Origin of the sequence: Streptomyces sp. NPDC057136 (assembly GCF_042670885.1) — a bacterium.
In the GTDB taxonomy this organism is placed as follows: Bacteria; Actinomycetota; Actinomycetes; order Streptomycetales; family Streptomycetaceae; genus Streptomyces.
Genome location: NZ_JBHUUV010000004.1, coordinates 131,864 through 156,145, shown reverse-complemented (window position 1 = coordinate 156,145; position 24,282 = coordinate 131,864). Strand labels below are relative to the sequence as shown.

General features: G+C 69.2%; 25 protein-coding genes, 1 tRNA gene and 1 pseudogene. 10 read left to right on the top strand and 17 right to left on the bottom strand.

Annotated features, from left to right (window positions below; all coding sequences use genetic code 11):
* The first annotated feature begins 309 nt into the window (after positions 1 to 309).
* Positions 310 to 765, top strand: coding sequence for a hypothetical protein (locus ACFT7S_RS06985; protein WP_382728047.1), 456 nt, complete (start codon positions 310 to 312; stop codon positions 763 to 765).
* A gap of 133 nt (positions 766 to 898) precedes the next feature.
* Positions 899 to 1,987 (top strand): hypothetical protein, encoded by a 1,089-nt coding sequence (locus tag ACFT7S_RS06980; protein WP_382728044.1) that lies wholly within the window; start codon positions 899 to 901, stop codon positions 1,985 to 1,987.
* Positions 1,988 to 2,047: 60 nt separating this feature from the next.
* On the opposite strand, the gene ACFT7S_RS06975 is transcribed toward ACFT7S_RS06980, so the two are convergent.
* Both ACFT7S_RS06975 and ACFT7S_RS06970 read right to left on the bottom strand, forming a co-directional pair.
* A complete protein-coding gene (locus tag ACFT7S_RS06975) occupies positions 2,048 to 2,290 on the bottom strand; it encodes a hypothetical protein (protein ID WP_382728043.1) in 243 nt (80 codons plus the stop codon).
* Positions 2,291 to 2,676: 386 nt separating this feature from the next.
* Positions 2,677 to 4,821, bottom strand: a complete 2,145-nt coding sequence (locus ACFT7S_RS06970; protein ID WP_382728040.1) for a HelD family protein — start codon at positions 4,819 to 4,821, stop codon at positions 2,677 to 2,679.
* Between the two features lie 286 nt (positions 4,822 to 5,107).
* Between ACFT7S_RS06970 and ACFT7S_RS06965 the strand changes: the two genes are divergently transcribed.
* Positions 5,108 to 5,449, top strand: a complete 342-nt coding sequence (locus ACFT7S_RS06965) for an SCO4225 family membrane protein (RefSeq protein ID WP_382728037.1) — start codon at positions 5,108 to 5,110, stop codon at positions 5,447 to 5,449.
* 16 nt (positions 5,450 to 5,465) lie between these two features.
* On the opposite strand, the gene ACFT7S_RS06960 is transcribed toward ACFT7S_RS06965, so the two are convergent.
* Together ACFT7S_RS06960 and ACFT7S_RS06955 are read right to left on the bottom strand one after the other, a co-directional pair.
* Positions 5,466 to 6,059, bottom strand: a complete 594-nt coding sequence (locus tag ACFT7S_RS06960; RefSeq protein ID WP_382728034.1) for an NAD(P)H-dependent oxidoreductase — start codon at positions 6,057 to 6,059, stop codon at positions 5,466 to 5,468.
* Between the two features lie 169 nt (positions 6,060 to 6,228).
* Complete coding sequence (locus tag ACFT7S_RS06955; protein WP_382728031.1) at positions 6,229 to 6,369, bottom strand: hypothetical protein; 141 nt, start codon at positions 6,367 to 6,369, stop codon at positions 6,229 to 6,231.
* A 215-nt stretch (positions 6,370 to 6,584) separates the two neighbouring features.
* Here ACFT7S_RS06955 and ACFT7S_RS06950 point away from each other — a divergent pair.
* Positions 6,585 to 7,417: pseudogene (locus tag ACFT7S_RS06950) on the top strand (NAD(P)H-binding protein).
* 16 nt (positions 7,418 to 7,433) lie between these two features.
* Here the strand turns inward: ACFT7S_RS06950 and ACFT7S_RS06945 are convergent.
* Both ACFT7S_RS06945 and ACFT7S_RS06940 read right to left on the bottom strand, forming a co-directional pair.
* Positions 7,434 to 8,414 carry an alpha/beta hydrolase gene (locus tag ACFT7S_RS06945; RefSeq protein ID WP_382728029.1) on the bottom strand — a complete coding sequence of 327 codons (981 nt, stop codon included), beginning with the start codon at positions 8,412 to 8,414 and terminating at the stop codon, positions 7,434 to 7,436.
* Positions 8,415 to 8,463: 49 nt separating this feature from the next.
* Entirely contained in the window at positions 8,464 to 9,834 is a 1,371-nt protein-coding gene (locus ACFT7S_RS06940; RefSeq protein WP_382728026.1) for a hypothetical protein, read from the bottom strand.
* A gap of 167 nt (positions 9,835 to 10,001) precedes the next feature.
* On the opposite strand from ACFT7S_RS06940, the gene ACFT7S_RS06935 reads away from it, so the two are divergent.
* Positions 10,002 to 10,196, top strand: a complete 195-nt coding sequence (locus ACFT7S_RS06935; protein WP_382728023.1) for a hypothetical protein — start codon at positions 10,002 to 10,004, stop codon at positions 10,194 to 10,196.
* A gap of 73 nt (positions 10,197 to 10,269) precedes the next feature.
* Here ACFT7S_RS06935 and ACFT7S_RS06930 read toward each other — a convergent pair whose 3' ends face one another.
* Both ACFT7S_RS06930 and ACFT7S_RS06925 read right to left on the bottom strand, forming a co-directional pair.
* Positions 10,270 to 10,923: a response regulator gene (locus ACFT7S_RS06930; RefSeq protein ID WP_382728020.1), complete on the bottom strand. Its 654-nt coding sequence runs from the start codon at positions 10,921 to 10,923 to the stop codon at positions 10,270 to 10,272.
* Entirely contained in the window at positions 10,920 to 12,122 is a 1,203-nt protein-coding gene (locus tag ACFT7S_RS06925; RefSeq protein ID WP_382728017.1) for a sensor histidine kinase, read from the bottom strand. The genes ACFT7S_RS06930 and ACFT7S_RS06925 overlap by 4 nt, the downstream gene beginning before the upstream one ends.
* A 429-nt stretch (positions 12,123 to 12,551) precedes the next feature.
* Here ACFT7S_RS06925 and ACFT7S_RS06920 point away from each other — a divergent pair, with 429 nt between their 5' ends.
* A complete protein-coding gene (locus tag ACFT7S_RS06920) occupies positions 12,552 to 13,346 on the top strand; it encodes a hypothetical protein (protein ID WP_382728014.1) in 795 nt (264 codons plus the stop codon).
* Between the two features lie 122 nt (positions 13,347 to 13,468).
* Positions 13,469 to 14,086 (top strand): DinB family protein, encoded by a 618-nt coding sequence (locus ACFT7S_RS06915; protein WP_382728012.1) that lies wholly within the window; start codon positions 13,469 to 13,471, stop codon positions 14,084 to 14,086.
* A gap of 140 nt (positions 14,087 to 14,226) precedes the next feature.
* On the opposite strand, the gene ACFT7S_RS06910 is transcribed toward ACFT7S_RS06915, so the two are convergent.
* On the bottom strand, positions 14,227 to 14,556 hold the full coding sequence (locus tag ACFT7S_RS06910) for an NIPSNAP family protein (protein ID WP_382728009.1): 330 nt from the start codon (positions 14,554 to 14,556) through the stop codon (positions 14,227 to 14,229).
* Positions 14,557 to 14,717: 161 nt separating this feature from the next.
* Here ACFT7S_RS06910 and ACFT7S_RS06905 point away from each other — a divergent pair, with 161 nt between their 5' ends.
* On the top strand, positions 14,718 to 15,269 hold the full coding sequence (locus ACFT7S_RS06905) for a hypothetical protein (RefSeq protein ID WP_382728007.1): 552 nt from the start codon (positions 14,718 to 14,720) through the stop codon (positions 15,267 to 15,269).
* A gap of 43 nt (positions 15,270 to 15,312) precedes the next feature.
* Here ACFT7S_RS06905 and ACFT7S_RS06900 read toward each other — a convergent pair whose 3' ends face one another.
* Entirely contained in the window at positions 15,313 to 16,302 is a 990-nt protein-coding gene (locus ACFT7S_RS06900; RefSeq protein WP_382728004.1) for a hypothetical protein, read from the bottom strand.
* Positions 16,303 to 16,400: 98 nt separating this feature from the next.
* Positions 16,401 to 17,300: a helix-turn-helix domain-containing protein gene (locus ACFT7S_RS06895; protein WP_382728002.1), complete on the bottom strand. Its 900-nt coding sequence runs from the start codon at positions 17,298 to 17,300 to the stop codon at positions 16,401 to 16,403.
* 173 nt (positions 17,301 to 17,473) lie between these two features.
* Here ACFT7S_RS06895 and ACFT7S_RS06890 point away from each other — a divergent pair.
* Positions 17,474 to 17,549: transfer RNA gene (locus ACFT7S_RS06890), tRNA-Trp, on the top strand.
* Between the two features lie 111 nt (positions 17,550 to 17,660).
* On the opposite strand, the gene ACFT7S_RS06885 is transcribed toward ACFT7S_RS06890, so the two are convergent.
* The 3 genes from ACFT7S_RS06885 to ACFT7S_RS06875 form a co-directional block, all read right to left on the bottom strand.
* Entirely contained in the window at positions 17,661 to 18,203 is a 543-nt protein-coding gene (locus ACFT7S_RS06885) for an MOSC domain-containing protein (RefSeq protein WP_382727999.1), read from the bottom strand.
* Between the two features lie 152 nt (positions 18,204 to 18,355).
* A complete protein-coding gene (locus ACFT7S_RS06880) occupies positions 18,356 to 18,520 on the bottom strand; it encodes a hypothetical protein (RefSeq protein WP_382727996.1) in 165 nt (54 codons plus the stop codon).
* Positions 18,521 to 18,747: 227 nt separating this feature from the next.
* Complete coding sequence (locus tag ACFT7S_RS06875) at positions 18,748 to 19,143, bottom strand: hypothetical protein (RefSeq protein WP_382727993.1); 396 nt, start codon at positions 19,141 to 19,143, stop codon at positions 18,748 to 18,750.
* 412 nt (positions 19,144 to 19,555) lie between these two features.
* Here ACFT7S_RS06875 and ACFT7S_RS06870 point away from each other — a divergent pair, with 412 nt between their 5' ends.
* On the top strand, positions 19,556 to 20,953 hold the full coding sequence (locus tag ACFT7S_RS06870; protein WP_382727990.1) for an APC family permease: 1,398 nt from the start codon (positions 19,556 to 19,558) through the stop codon (positions 20,951 to 20,953).
* Between the two features lie 99 nt (positions 20,954 to 21,052).
* On the opposite strand, the gene ACFT7S_RS06865 is transcribed toward ACFT7S_RS06870, so the two are convergent.
* The 3 genes from ACFT7S_RS06865 to ACFT7S_RS06855 form a co-directional block, all read right to left on the bottom strand.
* Positions 21,053 to 21,499 carry a GNAT family N-acetyltransferase gene (locus tag ACFT7S_RS06865; RefSeq protein WP_382727987.1) on the bottom strand — a complete coding sequence of 149 codons (447 nt, stop codon included), beginning with the start codon at positions 21,497 to 21,499 and terminating at the stop codon, positions 21,053 to 21,055.
* Positions 21,500 to 21,577: 78 nt separating this feature from the next.
* Positions 21,578 to 22,774: an MFS transporter gene (locus ACFT7S_RS06860; protein WP_382727984.1), complete on the bottom strand. Its 1,197-nt coding sequence runs from the start codon at positions 22,772 to 22,774 to the stop codon at positions 21,578 to 21,580.
* 120 nt (positions 22,775 to 22,894) lie between these two features.
* A complete protein-coding gene (locus tag ACFT7S_RS06855) occupies positions 22,895 to 24,163 on the bottom strand; it encodes an ROK family protein (protein WP_382727982.1) in 1,269 nt (422 codons plus the stop codon).
* Between the last annotated feature and the right edge of the window lie 119 nt (positions 24,164 to 24,282).

Below are 24,282 nucleotides of genomic sequence, written 5' to 3'. Positions count from 1 at the left end.
GCTCGTCAGTCCCAGGCGTTGAACAGCAGGTCATCGCCGAAGTGTTGACTCGGACACAGGCATGGTGAACGGCTCACGATCGAGCACCAGAAAACCCCCGTGGGTGAAGCCGAAGGCCCTTGAGATTCCTGCGGTCCGGCACCGACCCTCGCGAAGCCTCTGGTCCCCGGGGCTCGGTGCGTGCCTCGACGGCATCTTGGCATGAGCGGCGCCCCCTTCGTCGGAACGGACTCCAACAACGCACTGGTTAGGATCTTCCAAGACCTCGGCGGGTCAATCACGCCAAGGAATTCGATCATGGGGAACACAATGCGAAAGACACTCACCGCAACGGCCTTCGTCCTGGCCACAGCCTTGTTGACGGGATGTGGCGGCGGCGAGGCGGAGTCCGCGAGCGAGAGCAAGGGGAAGACCCCCACCGCTCAACAGTCCGAGAAGCCAAAGGACTCCGGCAGTGGCGCCGTGAAGCAGGGCGCTCCGCACGAGGTGACGATCGAGGTCAAGGGCACGGGCACGGGCAACGTCATGTTCACCCTCGACGACTCGGGCTTCGAGCAGGTGACCCTGCCCTGGACGAAGACGGCCACCATCGCCGCACGGGGCGCCGAGCAGCAGGTCGGCCGGCTGGTAATCGTCACGCCCGGCAACATGACCCGGCCCGACGGCAAGATCGTCGCCGCTCAGTGCTCGATCACCGTCGATGGCAAGAAGGTCGCCGAGAGCAAGGACGACTCGGGCAAGCCCTGCTCGTACAAACTGAAGTAGCACCCGACCGTTCCCACGGAGGGATGTCCCCCGTTCCGAGGGGGCGGCCGGCATCCTCCGCATAATGTTCGGCCGGCCAGGCCGATCCGACCCCGGAACGGAACGCCCGGCAAGCGAAGAAGTGAGGCAAGGCATGGCACGTACCGCAGTTGTCCGGTGGACCGCATGGATAGCGGGGGTGCTGGTCCTGGGCCTGCTGGCGAGCTGGATCTGGTGGCGGGAGAGCGACACAGGAGCCCGCTGGCGATTCGACAAGGCCATGGAGACGTACTGCGGGGGTGTGCTGGCCCACGAGAAGAGCCCTCTGTTCGAGGGCCTTTGGCCCGGCCTGGAACTGCGGAACGATCGCACCGTCGGCCGCGACGCACACGCCTGCCTGTTGGGCGACCACCGACGAGAGGTGACCGTGGCGCTCCTTCGCGGCGAGGAGCTCGGGAGCCAGGACATGGAGGAGATCCTGCCGCCCTTCGGCGGCAGTCGGTTGCCCATGCCATTGACCGGGGGCTGGCGTGGTGTTGCCGACGGCCATTCGGTCCGGGTGCTGGTCGGTTGTCAAGGCAGCGATGATGTCGTCTCGGTGACCATCGACTCATACATTTCGAGGACCTCCGACGTGCAGGAAGCGCGGCAGGAGGAGGAGAGCGGGTGGCTCGAAGAGGACGTGTACTGGGCCCGGTTCGCCACCGCGACGGCCGTCAAGGCAGCGACGCACTGGGGCTGCACGACCGAAGGGGGCAAGCCCCTGCGGGCCCTGCCCCCGGTCACCACGGAGGAACCGACCACGGGCGCGGACGGCACGTGCGCAGGGCTTCCCTTCGGCCGCGACCAGCGGCTGGACACCGTGGAGGAGACCACGGCCGGTGACCGTGGCCTGTACGAGATGTGCAAGGTCGGGGCCTCTCACTACTTCGACGCACGCTACGTCTTCGCCGCTCATTTCGGCCCCTACGCGCTGCGTGCCCGGGGCGGGGATTCCACGTACGACACCCACGAGCAGGCCGGGACTCACGACGGCACGTTGTGGGCGAGTGCCCGCTGCCCCGGCGACTCCGAGCGGGCCCTCTTCAGCGGATACGTGCCACCCGAGGCAGCCACCGTGTGGCTCCCTGGAGAGAAGGGCAGGGAGACCTTCGGACTGCCCGCGTTCCGGGAGTTCGCGGAGCGTTCGGCCGCGCGGCACGGCTGCACGGACCTGCGCCTGCCGACGGCGCGGACTCGGTGAGGCCAGAGCACTCCCAGTTCACACCGAGCCACCCGGGCGCGCAGCGTACGGCTCCGGGGTCTATGAGGTGCGTTCCAGTAGCATCGCCATGCCCTGGCCGCCTGCGGCGACGACCGTGATCAGAACCGTGGTGAGGTCGTCCTGGCGCAGTGTGGTGAGTGCGGTGGTGGTCAGGCGGGCTCCGGCCGCGCCGTACGGCTCGACGAGGGCGATCGAGCCGCCGTGCGTCTTCATCTGCTCCGGGTCCAGGCCGAGTTCGGCGCAGTAGGCCAGGATCTGCGCGGCGAAGGGTTCGTTGCCCACGATGGTGCCGACGTCCGCCAGGGACAGGCCGGACGGAGAGGCTCTGCTCGTTCTTCGATGGTCTTGGGGTCCGGGCCCTGCTCGGGGAACGGCTCGGCGAGCAGGGAGAGGTCGGCCAGTTCGTTCAGCGAGACCGCGTACCTCTTCGATCGCGCGTGGAACGCCATCGCCACGTTTGATGACATGGTGCTGACCGTCGCGGGAGGCGGTCCCGGCCGTACGGGCCACCTCACCCGGATCGGCATCGACGCAGGTACGTCCGTGGATACGCCGGCAGCGATTCCTGTGGTGCGGGACGGGTGTCGACCTGTTTGGGCACCCTGCCCAGGGCGTCGTGCCGTGCTGCCGGGACCCTTCGCGGGCGGCCATCAGCCCTCGACCACCGGTCACGGCTGGTCCTGCTCGGAGCGCCCACCGTATGGGAACAGTGCTGTGCAGGCACATTTGCGTGTACGGAGGGAGGGGACAGCCTCGTGGGGATCTTCCGCCAGAGCGAGCGGCAGGGGTCTGGAGTGCACGATGTGCAAGCGGGAGACGGCCCGGGTGAGCGCCACGTACAAGCGGTTCAGACCGCGGGGCTCGGCTTGGACGATGGCAGCGGGCTCGACCACGACGACGTGGTCGTACTCCAGGCCCTTGACTGCGGAGGCCGGCACCACGGTGACGCGAGCGCCCAGGGTGTCCGGCCCGGAGGCAGTGATCCCGGCCGCGGTGAGGGCGTCGTACAGCCCCTGCGACTCGGCGTCGGCCGCGACGACACCGATGGAACCGGCGTGCGCCAGCGCTGTGTTCACGGCCTCGACGGTGGCGGCGGCCGTGTCGTCGGTCCGCGCGATACTCGCCTCGCCGTCGCGGCGCAGGGAGCGGGACGGCGGTACGTCCACGTCGAGATGCCCCAGCAGAAGGTTGGCGAGTTCGGCGACAGCGACAGGGACGCGGAAGCCGGTGGTCAGAGGGGTGATGACGGCTTCGGGTTTGCCCAAGTGGGCGAGGAGTCGCGGCCAGTCGCGCGCGGCCCACGGGGTGGTGCCCTGGGCGAGGTCGCCGAGGACGGTGAGCGAGCCGAAGGGCGAGCGTCGAGCGATGACGCGGCACTGCATGGGGGAAAGATCCTGCGCCTCGTCGATCACGATGTGCCCGTAGCCGGCCGGGCGCTCGATCAAGCCGGCAAGTTCGTCGAGGAGTACGAGATCGGCCGCTGACCAGCGGGCCGATTTATGGGAACGCGGCGGCTTGGCCCAGAGGAGAGCGCTCTGCTCGCCCGCGTCGAGGGCGCCCTCGGCCGCGACGGCAAGCAGATCCGGGTGGGTGAGCAGGTCCGCGAGGATCTCCTCGGCCTGCACGGCGGGCCATACGGCGTCGAGCACCGCGGTGAGCGGGCGGGCTCGGGAAACCTTCTGGACCCAGAGGTTGGTACACGGACCGGCACGGTGCTCGGCCTGTTGCTGGATGCGGCGGACGATACGGGCGCGAACCCGGTCGCGCCCCACCGCGTACGGAGGTTCCTCAGCGCGTACGTCCCGGACGATCTGTGCCAGTTCGTCGGCCGAGACGCGCCAACGGTACGAGCCGTCCGCCAGCGCGATGGACTGCGCCGGCTCCGGACTCACTCGCGCGTACAGCGCGCGGCGCAGGACTTCGGCCAGGCGGATGTCGTGCTTGAGGGTTGCCGCGTGCTCACTGTCGTGCGCCGTGACCAGGTGGCGGGCGATCTCGTCGTCGAGGGTGGACTGCCTCACGCTGGTCTCGCCGAGGGCGGGCAGCACTTCGGAGATATAGGAGAGAAACGTCCGGTTGGGGCCGAGGATCAGCATCCCGCCGCGCTGGATGCGCTGCGGGTAGGTGTAGAGGAGGTACGCGGCCCGGTGCAGCCCGACCGCGGTCTTGCCGGTGCCGGGGGCGCCCTGGACGCAGAAGGTGGTGGCGAGGTCCTCCCGTACGAGGTGATCCTGCTCGGGCTGAATGGTGGCGGCGATGTCGCGCATGGGCCCGATGCGCGGACGCTCGATCTCTCCGGCGACGATGCTGCTCTCCCGCGTCTCCCCCGCGCCGAGGTGCTCGTCCTCGATGCTGGTCAGGTCGGAGGAGTGGCCGCGGCTCGCGTACGACCAGCCGAAGCGGCGCCGGACCGCGACACCTTGCGGGTCGTGGGGACTGGCCTGGTAGAACGCCCGGGCGACGGGGGCGCGCCAGTCGACGACGAGCGGCGGTGAGGACGGATGCGACGTGATGCGCAGACGCCCGATGTGGTACTGCTGACCGGCGTGGTCGCCCGCTGTCTCGGAGCCCGGGGTGAAGTCGAGGCGTCCGAAGAACAGCGGCCCTTCGGGCAACTCCCGGAACTCTTTCGCCTGGGTCCGCAGCTGGTAGCCGAGCACTTCGGCGTCGGCGCCGGACGCGGAGACGTCCTCGCCGACGACCACCTGTTCCTGCGCACCGTCGATCATGGCGTCGAGCGCGGTGCGGCAGGCGTCGTGGAAGGACCGTTCCTGGTCGAGGGCATCAGTGAGTACGGAGTCGGAGCGAGGCATACCACCACAATAATGCAACCCAAGAATGTTTGTAACTCGGTTACGATTCCTTTCCACGTGTACGTGCGGCTGTGCGCCGGCCGCCGAGGTTGCCGAAGTCCGGCAGCCGGGCCCAGGTACGACACTGCCGCATCCCCGCCTGCCACCAGGTCAGCGGCGTGTGGCTCAATGCTCCCGGAGAGAAGAGAGGGGGCCGAAGGTGGCTGCGCAGAAGGGGGAGCAGGTGAGGCGGAGCCGGTCCGGGAAGGGATGGCTGCGTGCGGTGGCCTGGGCGCCGCTCTGACTGGTGTTGCTGGGGGTCTCTGCGGCACCGAGCATTCCGGTCCCCGAACTGGTCGCCGACGAGACCGGGCTCGTCGGCGCCTCCGTCGCCATGGCCACGGCCGTTACGCTGTTCAGTTCCGACCCCGGGTTCATCTGGGTGTGGCCCGCTTTCCTCACCGCCCCCGCTTCACTCCTCGCCGCAGCGGTCGGTGGGGCGGTCTGGGATTCGGAGGACGGCCCGGCCTGGGCCCTCGTCGGCACACTCATCGTCTGCGCGCTGATCCAGTCACTCGTCCTCGGAACGCTCCTGGAGGCTCTGCGCAACAGCCGCCGTCGGAGGCGCACACGTCCGCACCACAGCTGAAGCGTTCCGCGCGTGCTCAGTCCAACAGTGCGGCCGCCTGCCGACGTGCCTGGTCCAGCCACGCCGCCCGCGCTTCATCGCTCGAGCCCGTGACCGTACGGAAGACAGTCCGGCGCACGTCGCCGACTCCCACGTACGGCAGGACGCATGTCGACCAGATTCTCTCCAGCGGGTCACCGAACTCGTTCTCCTCGCGGTCGGCAGGAGTGTCGGAGGTGTTCAGGACGAGAGCCCTGCCGGCCTTCAGAAGCCCTGCGGGCTCACCCTCCGCCGTACCGAGCTTGTAGGCGACACCGGGCGCAAGTACACGCTGGACCCAGCCCGTCAGGACAGCGGGCGGCATGCCCCACCAGTTCGGGTGGACGAACACCATGGCATCGAGCGTGGCCACCTCTGCGCGATGCAGCGCGACCTGCGCGTCCTGGGCGAGCGGCGCCGACTGAACCGTCCCGGTCTCACCGGCGGACAGCACCGGTTCGAATCCCTCGGCGCAGAGGTCGTGCGCCAACACGTGGCAGCCTCGCCCGCGCAGCTCCTCCACGACAGCATCAAATACGGCGTGGTTGAAGCTTCCCGGCCTCGGATGCGCGAGATACACCCCTGTACGCATTGCTCGTCCCCCACTCGACACACAGATCATTGGCGTACCCGGGTTTCTCCCGGACCGCCAACTCCCCCTGGACCATAGCTTCATGCATAGAGGACAACAGTCCGGAGTCTCATGCCGCGCATGATCGGCCGTGTGCAGCGAATCCGTATCTCCGAAGAGCTCCAGACACTCACAGCGCCCGTTCGCGCTTCAGCCTGCGCCCTTCCCTGCCATTGGGGTGGCAAATGACCAGGCCCGCCATGCCGCCGGTGCCGGTGAGGCGGATCAGGGGCGTGTCAGTGTTGCTGTCGGGGGAAGTCTTGTCCGTCATACCGCCGTAGCCGGGGTCCACTGCGTCGGTCTCCGCGGCCCGATCTCGGCGATGACGATCGTGACTCCGGCTGCCTCACCGTGCAGACCGATGGGTCCGTCGGCGCATGACCGTGCCCGGCTCACGGCACCTGCCGAGCCTCCTTGACCTCAAGCTCGGTCGAGGTCCTAACGTCACGGCATGTCGATCACCGCTTGATGACAGGAGAAGACCTCATGATCCTCGTGACCGGAGCCACCGGAAATATAGGCAGCACCCTCTTGCAGGAAATCCAGGCGTTCGGCGCCGGACCGTTGAGGGGACTCACTCGTGACATCGCACGGGCCGCGTTCCCGGAAGGGGTGGAAGCCGTTGCGGGCGACCTCGCTCGGACAGCCTCGCTGGAGCCCGTGTTGGAGGGGGTGCGATCGCTGTTCCTTGTGTCACGCATGGGCTCGGATGCCGAGATCATCGAAGCGGCCCGGCGGGCAGGCGTGGAACACGTAGTGCTGGTGTCGTCCATCACCGTCCAGACTCATCCGCATCTGGGCCCCGCTGTCGAGAACATGGCTGTCGAGGGACTGCTCAAGGACAGCGGCATGAAGTGGACGATCCTCCGGCCGACACAGTTCGCCTCGAATGCCCTGTGGTGGGCGGGAACGATCCGCGAGCACGAAGCGGTCCGCGTGCCGTACGCGGACATCGGACTCCCCGCCATCCACCCCGCAGACATCGCATCGGTGGCTCGGTTGGCACTGACCGAGTCGGGTCACGAAGGGCGAACGTATGCGTTGACCGGTCCGGAGCGCATCACGGCCCGGCAGCAGGTCGGGGCCATCGCGGCAGCACTGGGGCGCGAAGTGCCGTTCGCCGAGATCAGCCGAGAGGAAGCCCATCGTCACATGGCCGTGTTCCTGGGCGACGAAGCGGCGGACGCGGTGCTCGACCTGACGGGGGCGATGTCAACGACGAGCTGCTCACGGTGCGCGACACTGCGTCCCGGATCATCGGCGCCCCGGCCAGGACGTTTCAGCAATGGGCCTCGGAGCATGCCGCCGCCTTCCGCTGAGCCGCACCGTCAGGGGTCAGACGGGCAGGGACGAAAGCCAGTTGGTCAGGAGCCGGTTGATCTCGGCAGGGCGCTCCTGCTGGATCCAGTGGCCGCAGCCGTCGAGGACCTGAGAGGACATCAGACCGGGCAGTGTGGTGGGGTACGCGCTGATTGCGTCAGCCATCCACATCGTGGAGGCATCCAGGCTGCCGCCGACGAACAAGGACGGTTGAGTGATCGGCGCACCATCGAAGTCGGCGAGATCCTCCCAGTCCCGGTCCATGTTCCGGTAGCGGCCCAGCGCCCCGCTCATGCCGGTCCGCTCGAACTCGCCGGCGTAGAGATCGAGGTCGTTCTCGCTGAGCCAGGCAGGCCGGGGCCCGGTGGGAAAGCGGTCGCGCAGCGTGCCGCCGCGGGCGACGAAGTGGGGGTCGGGGGCGCCGGTCCCGGGCATGGTTTCCCCGTCGAGCGCCGCGTAGAAGCCTGCCAGCCAGCCGCGTACGTCGGGCTCGATCTCGGCCTCGGCCCGGCCCGGCTCCTGGAAGTAGGAGACGTAGAACTCCTCCTCCCCGCCCATCTGCGCGAAGACCTCACTGGGCCGCGGCCCGCCGCGCGGGGCATAGGGAACGCTGAGCAGTCCTACCGCACGGAAGACGTCGGGCCTGACCAGGGCGGAGTTGGCAGCGATGGTCGCGCCCCAGTCGTGGCCGACGATCACCGCGGACTGTTCGCCCAGGGCATGCACGACCGCGACGTTGTCCTCCACCAGCTCCAGCATGCGGTAGGCGTCGGTGCCTGCGGGCTTGGAGGAACGGCCGTAGCCCCGGACATCGATAGCCACCGCGCGGTACCCGGACTCGGCCAGGACCGGCAGCTGGCGGCGCCAGGAGTACCAGGATTCGGGGAAGCCGTGCACGAGCAACACCAGCGGTCCGGTGCCCTGCTCCACCATGTGGATACGGCCTGCAGGGCCGGCGATCAACCGGTGAGTAACGTCTGTGGCCTGCTGCGACATGAGCTCTCCCATGCTCTCGATGTGCCGTGTGCCCGAGACTGTGCCTTGATCATGCGGGGGACGGCTCGGGTGGGGCGAGTCTCGTTGCCGCTTCGGCAAAACGAAGCTGTGGCACCAGAGCCGACATCACTGAACGCGGCAGCGAGGGGTTGGCAGCCGCAGCTTCCACCACCTGCCAGTCGGGGTCCGTGAGCAGCTCCGCGACAACCGTTGGTGGCAGTGCCGGGTGCCCGGCGGCCAGGGGCCTCGCCTGTTGGACCGGCAGGCAAGCGAGCAGAGCCGTGGCCGTCGCCTGGCGATGCCGGGCAATCTCGCGAAACACCTTCTGCACCGGTGGTTCGTGCCGAGTCAGGTCCTCGAGCAGCGCCGGGGTCGCGTCGGGGTTGGTTGCCGCCTTGGCGACGACCCGGATTCCGTGCCGGTCGACCATGCCGCGCAGCTGGGCGTCCGACAGGCCCGGGTGCGGAGCGATGGACTTGAGCACTTTCGCATCGGGGTCGGTGACCAGCGCATCGCGGATCTCGGCCGGCAGATCGCGCCGTTGGGCGAGCAGCATGCGCGCGGCGGGGTTGGGCGAGTGGGCCAGCTCCTCGACCTCGGCGGGGGTTGCGGCGGCGATACGCGGCAGCAGGGTGGCGCCGATCCTGGTGGCGTGAGCAAGGTGCGTCAGTACGTCCAGCGGCACGTGTGGGTTGTGTGCCAGCCTGCGCCGCACCTCGTGGTCAGGATCGCCGGCCAGCATACGGAGCAGGGCGTCGTCGATCGCGGGATTCTCGGCCAGGTCGGCCCGCACTCCGGGACGGGGCTCCACGGCGAGCCGTCGGCACACATCCGGGGGCAGGTCGGGGCGTGCGGCGAGCGCCCATTGCAGCAGCAGTGACGGATGGTCGGCGAAGCGGATGACGGCTTCGGTGGGGGTGGCCGGGTTCTGCAGTGCGGCGCGCTGCATGTCGTGCAGGGTGGATTCGTGGGAGCCGTCGCAGGAGGCGCCCGGCCGCAGATCGCAGTCGAGCCGCGGGCACTGCGGATCGTGCGCGAAAGGCGTCTCTTCGCGGTCGCAGACCAGGCATCGCTGAGCGGGGCGCAGTCCCTTGCCGGTGATCAGCGCCGCCAGTACGGCCGGTGGCGTCGACTCGTTGGCCGCTACCGCGCGGCGCACCTCCGCATGCGGGTGCCCCGCGAGTCCGGCGGCCACGTGCGGCGTGGTCCACAGCGCGAGCTCCGCGACGACTCGTACGTCCTGATCCGTGGCAAGGATCTCCACCACGTCGGCAGGGAGGTCCGGGCAGGCCGCCAGCTTCTCCCTGTGCTCGTAAGCCGGGTCTGCCGCGAAAAGGCGTGCCCAGGCCGGTCTGCGCGCCCTGGCCGGTGCGAGGAACCTGACGGGGACACCCCGTGGCTCGGGACGCCGTCCGGCCACGGCTCCGAGCGTCGCGCAGGGCTCTTGCAGCAGGTCGGCGGCCAACGTGATCCGCCGACGCGGTCGCGGACATCGCCCGGGCGACCGGCCGCGACATCCAGTACACCCCGCTGACCACCGAGGCGTACACCGCCGAGCAACTCGCCTACGGTGTGCCCGAGGTGTGGGTGAAGTTGACGATCGGTCTGTACGCCCACGTCCGGTCGGGAGCCCTGAACTCGGTCACCAACGACGTGGAGAAGGCGCTGGGCCGCCCGCCGCGCGACTTCACCGACTATGCACGGACCGCTGCCTCCCAGGGGCGTGGGAGAGCTGACCGGTACGCAAGGATCAAGGAGCGCAGCTCAGAGCGGCGACGCTGAAGGCCAGGACCGGCTCGATGAACCAGGTGGCCGGGGACAACCCGTCGGGTGGCAGGTGCGTGGGTCACGGCGTTCACCCTGACCGTGTCACCATCCCCGTCTCGTAGGCGAGGATGACGAGATGGACCCGGTCCCGGGCGTCGAGTTTGGACAGCAGGCGGGCCACATGGGCCTTGGCCGTGGAGACACTGATGCAGAGCTGGGCTGCGATCTCACTGTTGGACATGCCGCGTCCGATCAGCGTCAGTACCTCGCGCTCCCGCTCCGTGATGCCCTCGACCGCTCGCCGGGGAATGGGCTCGGGACGTGCGGCGAATTCCTCGATCAGGCGGCGGGTGACACTCGGCGCGATCAGAGCGTCCCCGGCGGCGACCACCCGTACCGCTGCGAGGATGTCGTCCAGGTCCATGTTCTTGACGAGGAATCCGCTCGCACCGGAGCGCAGAGCCGCGTACACGTAGTCGTCGTCGTCGAACGTGGTGAGGATCAGGACCCGGGTCGTCGTGACGTCGGCCGTGATCATCCGGGTGGCCTCGATGCCGTCGATGCCGGGCATACGGATATCCATCAGCACCACGTCGGGGTGGACGTCCCGGACCAGTTGGAGTGCCTCGGCGCCTGTCGCGGCCTCTCCTACGACATGGATGTCGTCGGTGTCGGCCATCAGCACGCGCAGGCCGGAACGCACGAGCGGCTGATCGTCGGCGAGCACGACGTGGATCGTCATGACAGGTGGGCTCCTTCGGGCAGAGGAAGTCGTTCGGGCAGGGGAAGCCGCGCCGCTACGCGGAAGCCGCCTTCGGGGCGCGGCCCGGCGGTGAACTGGCCCCGCAGTAGAGCGACCCGCTCGCGCATGCCGACAATGCCGTAGCCGGTGACGCCATCCGTACCCGTGACGAGGCCGCCACGCCCCCGGTCCTCGACCTCGACGGACAGTTCGCCGCGACGGTAGTCGACGGTGACGTGGCAGTCGGAGGTGCCCGCGTGGCGTACGACGTTGGTGAGCGATTCCTGAATGATGCGGTAGGCGGCCAGCTCGATGTCGGCCGGCAGCGTTCGCCGTTCCCCGCGCCATCGCAGGTCCACACGGATGCCGGTGACACTCCCCGATGCGACCAGGCGCTCCAGGCCGTCCAGGCCGGGCGTCGGTTCACGCGGCGCTGCGCCCGGCGCGGAATCGCTATCCGCGTGACGGAGCGCGCCCAGCGTCCGCCCCAGACCGGCAAGGGTCTCCTTGCTGGTGGCCTCGATGGCAGCGAGCGCGTTGCGGGCCTCGTCCGGCTGCGTGTCGATGACGCGCCTTCCCACTCCCGCCTGAATGGCGATGACGCCGACGCTGTGCGCGATCATGTCGTGCAGTTCACGTGCGATCCGGAGCCGTTCGGCTGTGACGGCCTGGGCGGTGGCCTGGGAGTGCAGCGCCTCCGTGTGTTCGCGGCGCTCCCGGGCCGAGTCACCGGCCGTCCACGCGGCGGCGAGTGCGAGGACAACGAGCGCGAGGGTCTCCACGTGCGGCCCCGTCCCCGCCCGAAGGTGGAGCGCGAACACCGCTTGGGCACCAAGAGCCATGGCGGCGGCGGCGAGCGAGGTCCTGCGCGGGCGTGTGGCCGCGATGTAGCCGACGCCGAGGTCACCGATCAGCACCTGGAGAAGGCCGAGCTCCGTCATACTCCTCGCCGCTGCCCCGGCCAGACCGCCGGCCAGCAGCACCGCGAGAGCCGGCAGCGGTGTGTGCCGCAGCCGGCTCGCGGTCAATGCTGTGAGAGCAACCGCCAGCAGTAGCAGGAAGGCGGAGAAACCCTCGCGGCTGTCACGCATGGTGACGTACAGAATCCAGGGGTACGCGATGGCTCCGCACCAGCTCAGGGCCACTCCCGCACTGCGCAGTGCACCCCCCGGCAACGGTGGACGTGACATGACGAGCATGGCCTGATCGTAGATGCGGACGTCCTGGCGGGCTATTGGCCCGTGGGCGTACGCCTTCGGGCTACTCGTCGGCGCGGCACGCGCCGCCGGCAGACGGTGGTGCGTTGCCGGACGTAAAAGCCCCGACTGGTCGGGGGAGGCCAGCCGGGGCGGTAAAGGGTGTGGGCTCGGAGGGCTGTCGCCACTCGGCGAGGGGCTCCATGGGGCTTCAGCCGAACGATCTTCCCCATGGGCTATAGGTGAGGCCCGGGGACACTGTCCCCTCCGTACCCACATACAGATAAACGGTCGACCATCCAGGGTTGTTCCAGGACCTCTCCCCCGCCGACAGTGAGCTGCGCCACCCCGTACTTCCTCGAGCGCGCTCGAGGCGTCGGCGTGGCAAAGAGGCCCTGCCGTCCGGCCGGAGCCGCTCGGTAGGCTCGGCCCATGCCACCTGCCGAACCTCACACCACCCCCTTCCCTGTACCGGCCGAGTTCGTCCGGTACGCCGTGGCACTGGAGCCGGCAGAAGTCGGCTGGGGGTACGTGACCGGCCGGCTGAGCGCCGAGGATGCCGTACGCCTCGCCTTTCTGCGTCGATGCGACCTGAGAGAGCGGGCCGGGGAGTTCGCCCGGTTCGAAGCGCTGGAACCGTCCGCGCCCGAGCTCGGCGTCGTGTGCCGTGAGCTTGCCGAAAGCCAGGATGATGCCCGTCGGATCTGGGACTATCTGGCACTGAACTGGTCCTGTTCCCGCGCCGACGGCGAGGAGGCCGACGTACTTGATGCGCTGGCTGCGGGGCGGGACGAGTTCCTCCTCGGCCGTGCAGCCTCCGGGGAGGGTATGAACTGGCAGAACAGTTCCGCCCTGCTGGGAACCGACCGCCCGGAAGAGATCGACGCAGCTTTCGACCGGGGGGAGGATCTGGTAGGCGTGGCAGTGATCGGTCTCGCGCTCAACCATCCCGACGCGCACGCGATCCTGCCCAGGGTTGCCCGGGCGCTGGAGTCGGCGGACGCCGAGCAGCGTCGTCAGGGCCGTGTCGCACTCGCCCATGTCGCGCGGCTGCACCGCACCGTCGACCGCCGCTGCCTGGAACTGCTGCGGTCCCAGCCCCGGGGCAACGAAGCCGACGACGATCTGTGGTCCTACGTCGCCCATCGTCGGCTCCCGATATGGCTGTGGCGTCACCATCTCGCTGAACGGCTGACCTGGCTGCTGCGCGACCGCTGGCGCGACTGAAGGCGCGGGGCGACCCTCACCGGAAAATGGGAGGCCGGGACGCAGACCGCTGTGCGAGGGTGGCGGATTGTCAGCGGCCCCTCCCCCTCCGCGAACTCCCACCAGCTCACCATGGAGCGTCAGTGACACCACCTCGCCTGGACCCGTTGTTGCAGCAGTTCGACTTTGCCTGCGAGCGCCTGACCGGACGCCTGACCGGACCTGTGATGGACAGCGGCGACGGTTCGGAAACGAAGGTTGGCCCCCTCACCGACGAGGAGTATTTCTGGGAGCCGGTGCCGGACTGCTGGTCCGTCCGGCGGCGTGCGGACGGCCCGGGAGCACGCGCGACCCTCCTGGCCGGAGCCGGTGACTGGGGGCGCGACGCCGCGTCCTACCCGCACCCCTGGCCGCCGCCCTTCACCACCCTCGCGTGGCGCCTGAGCCACCTGAGCGAGATGCTGACTCTCCGCGCGGAGCACACAGCCGGCGGCCGCACCCTCACACGGAACGACTACCGCATCAGTGGTGACGTGGCAGGCGCCGTCGCCGCCTTCACTGCCGGCGCCACGGCCTGGCGGGACGCACTGCTGAGCGTCGACGACACCGCGCTCGACACCGTCGGATACTGCACCTACCCGCACGGCAGTGATGCGGAGGAGCCGTTCCTCGACATCGTGTGGTGGGTCAACCAGGAAGTCCTGCACCACGGGGCCGAGATCGCCCTGATGCGAGACCTGTACCGCGCACGACAGCTCTGACCGGTCGGGCAGCGGTCGCGGTTGGCGCCGGCGCCGGAGAAGCAAGCCCCGGCGTGAGGGGCACGACGTGCGGCCGGGGATCATACGGGTGTGACCAATTTGGGTTCGGCTTCCACCCCCTCGGTGCGAGGGACGGCCGCTCACTGGGACGAGGCGTCCGCACTCCCCTGGTCGAGGGGCCGCAGGAAGCGGCGCTCGTAGCGCCGGATGCACTGCGTCCGGCGAGCCAGCTCGAACGCGGCCTGGCACTCGGGGTCGGTGACGCTGTCCGCCCGGTACCGCTCGTACTCCGCGAAACCGGGGAACGAGAACAGCGCGTACGCGATGTCGCTGTCACCCTCGCTGGGCAGGAAGTATCCATGGTGGGTACCCCCGAACCGGTTGACGAGGGTGACCCATCGGCGGCCGTACTCCTCGAAGTCCTCGATGCGGTCGGGGTCGATCTCGTACTTCAGATGAATGGTGATCATGTGACGGCATGATGCCCGAACGGGGCAGACCCCGCTGAACCGGGTGCCGAGTCGTCGCCGCCTGAGCAACGGCCCGCGCGAAGCCGGCAGCCGGCCCGTGAATTCCGCTGGGAGATCCCGCCGGAGGCCCGGTATCGTGCGGGCCGGAATCAAGGGGGTCAATGGTGCGCCCAATCCTGCTGGTCGATGTGGACGGGCCGCTCAATCCGTATGCCGCAAAGCCGTCTCGCCGGCCCGAGGGCTACGAGACGCACCGACTGGTGACGCCTCGCTGGGAGGCCGGCGAGCGGCGTCGGCTGACCGAGTGGGGGCTGCCGAACAAGGCGGTGAAGCCCCTGCGTGTGTGGCTCAACCCGCACCACGGCCCGGCGCTCGGCGCGCTTCCCTTCGACCTGGTCTGGGCGACGACCTGGGAGGAAGAGGCCAACACATACGTCGCGCCGGCCCTGGGCCTGCCGAACCTGCCTTTCATTTCCTGGGCCTCGACACGACACGAGCCCGAGGGCGGTGTGTTCTGGAAGACGCCGGAGATCGTCGCGTGGGCGAAAGGCCGCGCCTTCGCGTGGGTCGACGACGAGATCACGGAGTCGGATCACGCCTGGGTCCGGGCTCACCATGACGGCCCCGCCCTCCTGCACCGGATCGACCCGCGGCGCGGCCTCGTCGTCGACGATTTCGCCGCGCTGAAGGGATGGGCGGCGGGTTTGGGCTGACTCACTCCGACAGCGGTGTCAACCAGTCCCGCCCTAAAGGTGGTTACCGGTGACCCTGCAGGCGCGCGCGCAGCAGGTTGGGGTCCGTGGCCGTGGTGTACGCGGCGCTGAGTACGTACACCTCCTTGCCGCGCAACGCGACCGAGGTGGGGTTCTGAAGTCCGTCGTCGGTGTCGAGGACGGTGGTGGTGGTGCCGTCCGACTGGATGCGCACGATCTTATTGGGGGCGTTGAGGGCGGCGAGGACCTCGTTGCCCCGCCCCGTGAAGGCGAAATCGTCGATGCCGGTCATGCCTGATGCCTTGAGCTGCGGCACTCCCGCACGGTTTCCGGGGCGGATCGGAATGCGCAGGAGTGTGCCCTTGTCTAGATTGGTCACCCACAGCGCGCCGCCGTGCACCTTCGCGCCGTTGGCCCCGAGGAAGCCCGTCGAGGCCAGCTCCGGAGCGGTGGACCACGCGGTGGGTGTGCCGCCGGACGTGGGGACGGTCCACACCGTCCCCAGCACCGAGTCGGTGATGTAGAGCTGTCCGCTGTGCCGGTCCAACGCCAGTCCGTTGGGCATGCCGTCCGCGGGCAGTGCGGCGATGCGTTGCGGCGCCTTCCCGGGGAGCAGACGCCACAGCCCCGTCAGGTCCGCCGTGCCGGTCGCGTACAGCACGTACACGGTGCCGTCCGGGGCATGGACGATGCCAGTGGCCAGGGGGAAGCCCAGGACGGGTGTGTGGACTCCGCCGTCGGCGGGTGCGGGAAGCGTCGCCTTGATGCGCGTGGCGCCCCAGGGGGTCACGTGAGCCACCTGGCGGCCGGCGGCGAAGGTGACGAGGGCCGTGCCGTCGCGCAACAGGGCGATGTTCTCCGGGAGCTGGCCTGCCGACAGGTCGAAGTGGGTGGCGATCCGCACATCCGTCAGCGGCCCTGCAGCCGATGTCGCGTTGGCCGTCGGGGTCGCGTTGGCCGGCAGCGCCGTTGCCATGGCTGCTGCGGCCACCAGAGCGACCGTCTTGATGATCTTGCTGCTTGGCTTGGACATGGTTCCTTCACTGTTTTCGGGCATGCGGCAGCCGCGGCGCGGCGCCGACGGTCGAGAGTTGAGGGTCGAGCAGCGCCTCGAAGGGCGCGATCGTGTTGTCAGGTGGTGCGGGTTGCGGCGTCCTGGCGTGGATGGGTTGTTGCCCGCGGCGCAGTGCCGTGCGCGAGCAGCGTCAAGGCGGTCGCCGAAGGGGAGCCGGGGGCTGCCGTGGCCACCACCAGGGCCGGGCCGTTTCCTTGCGGGCTCTGGAGCGTCTGCTGGGTGACTGTCAGCGTTCCGACCAAGGGGTGGCGCATTTCGTAGTCGGCGACATCGCAGGCCAGGATTCTGTGATCGGCCCACATCGTGGCGAACTCCTGACTGCGCATGGTCAGTTCACCGATGAGACCGGCCAGCAGTGGATCGTCCGGGTACAGGCCGGCGGTCAGGCGCAGGTTGCCGACCACGGCCCTGGCCTTCGCGGGCCAGTCGGCGTAGAGGTCGCGCGTGTGCGCGTCGAGGAACACCAGCCTGGCCATGTTGGGCCGCTCGCCGGGTGTGTTGGGGCTGTCCGGGTCGAGATGGCCTGCGAAGAGTCCGTGTCCCTGGCTGTTCCACGCCAGGACGTCGCTGCGGCGGCCGAGGACGATGGCGGGTGTGCCCTCGATGGCGGCCAGCAGCGCGCTGGTCGCCGGGGTGATGCGTTCGGCGGGCGGCCGGGTCGCGGCTCTGCCCCGTTTCGGCGCACGGGCGAGTGCGTGCAGATGGGCACGCTCGGATTCATCCAGTCGCAGGGCGCTTGCCAGGGCGTCGAGCACTTCTCGCGAGGCGTTCCGTGACTGCCCCTGCTCCAGACGGGCGTAGTACGGCGCGCTGATGCCTGCGAGCATCGCGAGTTCCTCCCGCCGCAGTCCCGGCACCCGGCGCCGCTCGCCGTAGGTCTGCAACCCGACGTCCTCGGGGCGCAGTTGGCCTCGGCGTGCCTGGAGGAAGTCGGCGAGGTGCCCGTGCTTGTTCATGGTGCCGAGTATGCGCAACGCCGCCGCACCGCGCCTCACCCTGTCGGGGTAGGGAATCGCAGGGTCTGGCTCGCTGACCGTACGGAGGCCGACTTCACCCGGAAATCTCTCCGGTCGCCACACGAAATTCAGTTGGCCGGTACGGCCGGGCGTGCCAGGGTGATCAACACCAAAGGGGTGTAGCTCAGAGGCCAGAGCGCCGGTCTCCAAAACCGGATGCCGCAGGTTCGACTCCTGCCACCCCTGCCAGGACATTGAGCGTGCGTGTCATGCCGCCCCGTCTGGTCGGCGCGGACCACTCCAGCGCCGGCCACAGCCTCCGCGTAGACCCGCGTCGGGCCCTTTCGCGTAGACCCGCTGTCAGACCCGTTCGAGCGGCCGGTGCGGCTCGGCGGGGAGCTCCACCGTGATGGTGTCGCCGGGACGCACCACGCCGCCCTCCAGCACGATGCTCATGATTCCGGCCTTCCGTACGACGCTCCCCGCCGCGTCCCGGCCCACGACCTGCTTCAGCAGCCCGTCCTGGAAGTTGTCGATCTGCAGGCACGGGTTGCGGAGGCCGGTGACTTCCAGGACCGCGTCGTCGCCGAAGCACAGCCGGGCACCGACGGGCAGGCCGAGCAGGTCGAGGCCACGGGTGGTGACGTTCTCGCCCAGCTCCCCGGGCACGACCGAGAAGCCGGCCTCGCGGAGCTCCGTGAAGAGTTCCTCGTGGATGAGGTGGACCTGGCGCAGATTCGGCTGAGTGGGGTCCTGCGCGACGCGTGAGCGGTGCTTGACCGTCACACCCGCGTGGATGTCGCCCTCCACGCCGAGTCCGGTCAGCAGGGTGATGCTGTCCCGGTTCGGCTTGGTGAACGAATACTCGCCGTTGCTACTGACCGCTGCCACAGTCCCGCTCATGCCGCGGAGCCCCCTCTTCACAGGTAATGGTGATCCACCCGGAGCCTAACTCCGGGGCCCGACTCCGGGCGAGACCCCCCGGGGCCACGCACGAAGCGCAGCCACCGCTCATCCTCCGCGTACCGCGGAGCCCTCCCGTCCCCCGGGTACGGTCACTCGGGTTCGTCGGCGACCGGCGGGAGGTTCGGTTCCATGAACAGACCCGCGTACTGCGGCTTCGGCTGCCCCTCGTCGAGGCCGGGGCCGTTCAGCGCCTGCCCATCGGCAGGAATGTCGTCCACGCGGCGCTGCGCCTGACGGGGCGAGGCATAAGACATCGAGTCTCCAGTACATGGCGGTAGCGGTGAGAGGACGCAGCCCGAGCAGATTGCAGGGCTGGTCCAGCGACGAGGTTCCGGCGCCGGTGCAGCGACAGTTCCACGAATCGGAATCTTGCCGCGCCTGCAGACTCTAACCCCCGGATCGCCGGGACAGCCAGGCCACCACGGCGAGGGGCGGGAACCAGTGCCCGAGATCCTTCGGAGTCGGGCCGCTCCGGGGGATCTCAGCTGGTGGCGGGCTCCCCGTCACCCTGCGACGGAGCGAGCTGCGATGCGACGAGAATCGAGACGCGGGTGATCAACGCGGCGAGCAGAATCGTGGCGATTCCTTCGACGCGAAGTTCCGCGCCCGCCGCTTCGCCGAGCCAGGAGAGCAGCCACCAGATAAGGGCGTCCTGAACGACGCCGGCGGCCCCGAAGGCCAGGAGGACCGGGGCCCCCACGCGCGCCGAGGGCCCGATGAACACGAGCTGGGTGATGAGTGCAACGGCGAGGAAGGCGACGGCAATTGAGTACATCACGTCCACGCCCTCCGGTCCGAGGGTGACGCCGGGCAGCAGGCCCCCTGCGAGACAAACTCCGACGAGAGCACCGAGCTTGCGTCTGCCTTGATCTGTCATGCGCGAACCCTGACACACCGCGGCCCGCTACGTGAAGAATTTGTGAAGCCGCTTACGGCAGGTGTCCGTGCGGCCGGAGTTGCACGTGACCGGCCAGGGCGCTCGGAGGGTACAGACCACGAGCGTCGGGCGACCCGACCATCCGGAATCCGGACTTGGCCGAAACTTTCCATTGATGTCTGCTGCGGTTCCCGCACCCGGCGATTCCGTTGAACGAGGGGCCGATCGCATCGAAAACAGCAGGAATGAAGGCACCCGACAACGAATTCCGAAGATGTACTGCTCTTGACCTGCGGAAGACATACGGATTGCATGACGCCGCCGGGAGCGACGGAACCACTCACCACCCGCTCGTCTGGAGGCGATACCGCTCCCGCGCTCAGACTCCGCACCTGTTGATCGGAACCGCAGAATGACCGACACGCTCAGCGCCCCCCAGGCGCTCGCGCCCGCGACCCGACCCACGCCGCAGAAGCTCAAGCGCTCCATCGGCGTCGTGGGCGGGACACTGCTCACGCTCTCCTGCGTCACACCCGCCTCGACCCTCTTCGTCGTCGTGCCGGATCTGTTCTCCACCCTCGGCACCTTCACCGCACTCACCATCGCCATCGGCTCTCTCCTCTGTATCGGAGTCGCCTTCTGTTACTCGGAGTTGGGTACGCTCATTCCGAGCGCGGGCGGTGAGTACGCGATGGTGTCGACGATGGCCGGACGGCTGGCGGGGTGGCTCGTCTTCGTCCTGTCACTGCTCGTCGTCATGATCGTGCCTCCGGTCATCGCCATGGGCACAGCCGACTATCTCGCCCCTCTCGTGGACGTGCCCGCCCCCCTCGCGGGCGCCGGAGTCATGCTCCTCGCCACCCTCGCGGGCCTTCTCGATCTGCGCGCCAACGCGTGGATCACCGGGATCTTCCTCGTGCTCGAAGTGATCGCGGCGGGCATCGTCGCCGTCCTCGGGTTCGCCCATGCGGAGCGCGGCCCCTCCGCACTCGTACAGGGCTCGGTCGTCGCGGAAGGCGGTACGACGTCCACGGTCACCGCCGTGATGGTGATCTCCGGGCTGGCGATCGCGCTCTTCATCACCCAGGGCTTCTCGACGGCCGTCTATCTCTCCGAGGAGTTGGAGAACCCTCGCCGCAACGTGGCCCACACCGTGCTCGCCACGCTCGCCATTTCGACGGCCGTCATCCTCGTCCCGGTCGTCGCCATCACGATGGGTGCCCCCGACCTTGCCGCCCTGGCCTCGGGCGACCTCAACAGCATGGTCGCCGCGTGGTCCAACTCGGCCGTCGGTACGTTCGTGAGCCTCTGCGTCGCCCTCGCGATCGTCAACGCGGGCATCGTCATGGTCATCCAGAACTCGCGGGTCCTGTTCGCGTCGGCCCGTGACAAGGCGTGGCCGGAGCCGGTCAACAAGGCCCTGTCCCGCCTCGGCGGCTTCGGTTCGCCGTGGGTGGCGACGCTGGTCGTCGGCGTCCCCGGCGCCGCACTGTGCTTCGTCAACCTCGATACGTTGTACGGCGTCACCGGTGTCTCGGTCACTGGCATGTACCTGCTCGTCGCTGTCGCCGCGCTCCTCTGCCGCCGCGGCTCGCACCGGGAGACGCAGGCCTGGCGGATGCCGCTGTGGCCCGCGATTCCCGTGCTGCTCATCGCGGTGCTCGGTTACATCCTCGTACAGCAGGAGACCGAGTACCTGCTGTGGACCGGTGGGATCACGGCGGTCGCCACGCTCTACTGGGCCCTGTATCTGCGGCCCCGCAGGGAGACCCGCTGGCTGGTCAGCATTCCGGAAGACGCTCAGGTCTGAGCGAGGCGCTCCGGTGCGGCCGCACGGGTCCTTCCGGGCATCACACGCCCGCAAGAACCCGTGCCGCCCGCCCGGCGGCCGGGGGACGCTACCCGACGACTACAGCGTCAGCTTGAACCCGTCGTGGCTGCGCGCGAACCCGAGCGAGCCGTAGAGCCGGTGGGCCTCCTCGCGCCGCTTGTTGCTGGTGAGCTGTACCAAGGTGCACCCGCGCCCGCGCGCCCGGTCGATGGCCGACGTCAGCAACCTCCGGCCGAGTCCGGCCCCGCGCCGGTCCGCACGCACGCGTACGGCCTCGATGAGCGCACGCTCCTGACCGTGGCGCCCCAGGCCCGGGATGTACGTCAGCTGGAGACAGCCGAGGACCGTACCGTCGCCCTCGTCGATGACGACGATCTCGTTGCGCGCGTCCGCGTCCACGGCTTCGAACGCGCGCGTGTATGCCTCGTCGACGTCGACGGTCCGCGGATCGACCACGGAGTCCTCGTCCGACAGAAGGGCGACGACGGCGGGCAGATCCCGGCGGGTGGCGGTGCGAAAGATCATGCCAACGAGCATGTCAGACCGCCCAGTCGGCGAACGAACGGACCGGGCAGCGCCTCGGACGGCCCGGACAGCGGCGGTCTATCCCTGCCGGGCGGGGAACGCGTGGCGCCGTCCGTGGAGCGTCATGCCGAGCGCGACGAGGAGGAGCGTGAGGGTGCCCCACGCGAGGGACGAGGTTCCGAATCCGCCGAGCAACAGTCCACCTACGATGCCTCCACCTGCGATTCCCACGTTCCAGCCGGTCACCATGACGGACTGGACGGTCTCCGCGGCGGGTCCGGCCGCGTTGGCGACGGCCGTCTGCAGCAGGCTCGCGGCCCCGCCGAATGCGAGCCCCCACAGAGCGGTGGCGGCGAACACGGCCGCGGGCAGAGTGGTCAGCAGGCCGAGTGCCAGTACGGCCAGCGCGAAGAGGGTGGTGCTGCTGATCACGAGCAGTCGCAGGTGCCGGTCGATGTAGACGCCTGTGATCCAGATACTGGCCAGCGACGCGATACCGAAGACGAGCAGCACGGCGCTGACGTCGTCCTCCAGGCCCACGGGTGCGAGGAACGACGCGATGTAGGTGTAGAGCACGTTGTGTGCCATGACGTAGAGAAGGGTGACGACGACGACCGGGACCACTCCGGGAATGGCGAAGACGCGTGTGAGGGGCGTGCGCTCGCCCCTGGCCTGTCCCGGGAAGTCCGGCACGGCAGTGAGCACCCAGGTAAGGACGAGTGCGCAGAGCAGGGCCATGACGCCGAACGTGTAGCGCCAGCCGATCAGGCCGGCGATCAGTGTTCCGGCGGGCGTGCCGATCGCGAGTGCGACAGGTGTACCGGCCATCGCGAGGGTCAGGGCCTTGCCCTGCTGGTGCGGTGCGACCATGCGCCGGGCGTATCCGGCGACGAGTGCCCAGAGCGTCCCCGCGAACAGTCCCGCGACGAATCGGACCGCCAGCGTCAGCGTGAAGTTCTCGGAGAGGCTGGTGAGGATGCTCGTCAGCACGTACCCGGCGAGCGCGAGGACCAGGAGCCGCCGACGCGGCCACCCCGTCGTCGCGCTGATCAGCGGGATGGCGCCGGCTATGGAGCCGAGGGCGAACACGGTCACCGTCTGGCCCGCGGCCGACTCCGAAATTCCGAGATCGCCGCTGATCGCGGGCAGAATCCCCGCCGGCATCGTTTCGAGCATGATCGTGATGAACCCCGCGGCCGCGAGGGCGAGCAGGCCGCTGAGGGGGAGACGCTCCGACCGCACAGCGGGTTCGGATGTCTGTTGTGCGTGAGTCATGACCCTACCGTGCATGGTTGACATTAGTGTCAAGGTCAAGCCGGAGCGGTCGGGCCTGGGAGAAGTCGGGCCTGGGAGACGAGGACTCACCTGAGCGGTTCCGTCCTGAGCGCCCATCGGTCAGCGGCACACCTGCGCGGCCGTCACTCGCTCCTCGGCGACGTCCAGTGCATGACGCACCGCGCCCAACGCGACTGCCCGTTCGCCGAGCATCGAGGCGCTCAGCGCGACCGGTATCAGCGCGTGCGCCCGCAGGTGCTTCCGTACGGGTTCGAGCAATGTATCCCCGGCGCGCGAGACCCCGCCGCCGATGACGACCCGGCCGGGGTCGAGTACGAGCAGGAGTGCCGCCAGGCCCCGGGCGAACCGCGCGGCCACCCGGTCGACCACCTCGACGGCGGCCCGGTCGCCGGCCTCCGCCGCCGCGAAGAGCGGAGCGATGTCGTGGTCGTCGCCGACCGGTGCACCGGCCTCCACGGCCAGCCGGTGAATGGCCTCGGCGCCGACGAGGTGCTCGAACGGGCCCATGCCGTCGGCGGCGCGGGGGCCGGGCGGGGCGTCCGGGTCGCGTACCAGATCGATGAAGCCCAACTCACCGGCAGCGGCCGAATTCCCCCGGTACGGCCTGCCGTTGATGACGATGCCGGTGCCGATCCGCGTGCCCCACTGGACGAAGACGAGGCAGTCACTGCCGGTGCCTGCACTGCCCAAGGAGTCGAGGGCGGTGTCGGTGTCGGGACCGGTGTCGGCCGCGGCTCCCCGCCAGCGCTCGGCAAGCACCGCGAGATTGACGTCGTTGTCGATGGACACCGGGCAGTGCAGCCATTCGCGCAGCATCGACACCGCGGGAAGACCGGCCCAGTCGGGGATGCTGGGGGCGAGCAGGACCTCGCCGCGCTCCCGGTCCACGATGCCGGGTGTGCCGGTGCTGACGGCCCACAGGCCGGACAGCGGCACCCCGGCCTCGGCCGCCGCCGCCGTCAGCGCGGTCCGGACCGTGCCGAAGAGCTGGGGCCCCGCCGAGCCTTCGTCGACCGCTGCACGGTGACAGGCCAGTACCGTCCCCGCCAGGTCTGCAATCATCACCAGGACCTTGTGGGGCCCGATGTCGACGCCGGCCACATGTCCCGCCTCCGCGCGGAATCTCGCGTACTGGGCGGGCCGGCCGAGCTGCGGCGTTCCGGCGGACGCGGTGAACTCGACCAGTCCGCAGTCCCTCAGCTCCGTCAGAGCTCTCGTGACCGCGGGCCGCGACAGTCCGGTCCGCGTGGCGAGGTCGGTGACCCTGGCGGTGGGCGCGTCCCCCTCGCGGAGCGCGGCCAGGACCGCGGCGACGTTCATCCGGCGCAGGACATGTGGACCGGTGGCCGCTGCTCTCGCGACTGGCATGCGCATCAACTCCCTTCCCCGTACGTGCTGTCGGCACTGTACCCAGCGCATCCGGGTCGAAGACTGCGCGTCCTCTTGACGGCCGGAGGGGGCCGTACCCATATTAACGAATGCTCCGT

Coding starts and splice junctions, on each gene's coding strand:
- ACFT7S_RS06985 (WP_382728047.1), top strand. CDS start 310: ATGCGAAAGACACTCACCGCAACGGCCTTCGTCCTGGCCACAGCCTTG.
- ACFT7S_RS06980 (WP_382728044.1), top strand. CDS start 899: ATGGCACGTACCGCAGTTGTCCGGTGGACCGCATGGATAGCGGGGGTG.
- ACFT7S_RS06970 (WP_382728040.1), bottom strand. CDS start 4,821: ATGCCTCGCTCCGACTCCGTACTCACTGATGCCCTCGACCAGGAACGG.
- ACFT7S_RS06960 (WP_382728034.1), bottom strand. CDS start 6,059: ATGCGTACAGGGGTGTATCTCGCGCATCCGAGGCCGGGAAGCTTCAAC.
- ACFT7S_RS06955 (WP_382728031.1), bottom strand. CDS start 6,369: ATGACGGACAAGACTTCCCCCGACAGCAACACTGACACGCCCCTGATC.
- ACFT7S_RS06945 (WP_382728029.1), bottom strand. CDS start 8,414: ATGTCGCAGCAGGCCACAGACGTTACTCACCGGTTGATCGCCGGCCCT.
- ACFT7S_RS06930 (WP_382728020.1), bottom strand. CDS start 10,923: ATGACGATCCACGTCGTGCTCGCCGACGATCAGCCGCTCGTGCGTTCC.
- ACFT7S_RS06925 (WP_382728017.1), bottom strand. CDS start 12,122: ATGCTCGTCATGTCACGTCCACCGTTGCCGGGGGGTGCACTGCGCAGT.
- ACFT7S_RS06920 (WP_382728014.1), top strand. CDS start 12,552: ATGCCACCTGCCGAACCTCACACCACCCCCTTCCCTGTACCGGCCGAG.
- ACFT7S_RS06910 (WP_382728009.1), bottom strand. CDS start 14,556: ATGATCACCATTCATCTGAAGTACGAGATCGACCCCGACCGCATCGAG.
- ACFT7S_RS06905 (WP_382728007.1), top strand. CDS start 14,718: ATGGTGCGCCCAATCCTGCTGGTCGATGTGGACGGGCCGCTCAATCCG.
- ACFT7S_RS06900 (WP_382728004.1), bottom strand. CDS start 16,302: ATGTCCAAGCCAAGCAGCAAGATCATCAAGACGGTCGCTCTGGTGGCC.
- ACFT7S_RS06895 (WP_382728002.1), bottom strand. CDS start 17,300: ATGAACAAGCACGGGCACCTCGCCGACTTCCTCCAGGCACGCCGAGGC.
- ACFT7S_RS06885 (WP_382727999.1), bottom strand. CDS start 18,203: ATGAGCGGGACTGTGGCAGCGGTCAGTAGCAACGGCGAGTATTCGTTC.
- ACFT7S_RS06880 (WP_382727996.1), bottom strand. CDS start 18,520: ATGTCTTATGCCTCGCCCCGTCAGGCGCAGCGCCGCGTGGACGACATT.
- ACFT7S_RS06875 (WP_382727993.1), bottom strand. CDS start 19,143: ATGACAGATCAAGGCAGACGCAAGCTCGGTGCTCTCGTCGGAGTTTGT.
- ACFT7S_RS06870 (WP_382727990.1), top strand. CDS start 19,556: ATGACCGACACGCTCAGCGCCCCCCAGGCGCTCGCGCCCGCGACCCGA.
- ACFT7S_RS06865 (WP_382727987.1), bottom strand. CDS start 21,499: ATGATCTTTCGCACCGCCACCCGCCGGGATCTGCCCGCCGTCGTCGCC.
- ACFT7S_RS06860 (WP_382727984.1), bottom strand. CDS start 22,774: ATGACTCACGCACAACAGACATCCGAACCCGCTGTGCGGTCGGAGCGT.
- ACFT7S_RS06855 (WP_382727982.1), bottom strand. CDS start 24,163: ATGCCAGTCGCGAGAGCAGCGGCCACCGGTCCACATGTCCTGCGCCGG.